This is a genomic window from Novosphingobium huizhouense (assembly GCF_020179475.1).
In the GTDB taxonomy this organism is placed as follows: domain Bacteria; phylum Pseudomonadota; class Alphaproteobacteria; order Sphingomonadales; family Sphingomonadaceae; genus Novosphingobium; species Novosphingobium huizhouense.
In genome coordinates this window covers 1-284 of the sequence record NZ_JAILXZ010000040.1, presented here as the reverse complement: position 1 = coordinate 284, position 284 = coordinate 1, and the positions used below count along the sequence as shown (strand labels likewise).

Here is a 284-nt window from a genome sequence, read left to right as displayed (position 1 = left end):
CTGTTTTATGACTTTCCCCAGTATTACAATCTGTTCTCGCGCCGTTCGGCCGATGCGGGCATCACCAAGGTGTCGTCGACCAACCGGCGTTTTCTGGACGGCTACGAAGGGGCTGACGGGATCAAGACCGGCTATACACGCGCGGCCGGCTTCAACCTGACGGCTTCGGCACAGCGCGGTAACAAACGCCTGATCGCAACTGTCTTCGGTGGCACCTCGACCGCGCAGCGCAACCAGGTGATGGGCCAGCTTCTGGACGCGGGCTTCAGCCGTGTGCCGAACCG

At 61.6% G+C, this 284-nt stretch carries 1 pseudogene; it reads left to right on the top strand.

Features of this window, described 5'->3' with window-relative positions:
• Positions 1-284: pseudogene (locus K3A85_RS17890) on the top strand (D-alanyl-D-alanine carboxypeptidase family protein); the annotation flags it as partial.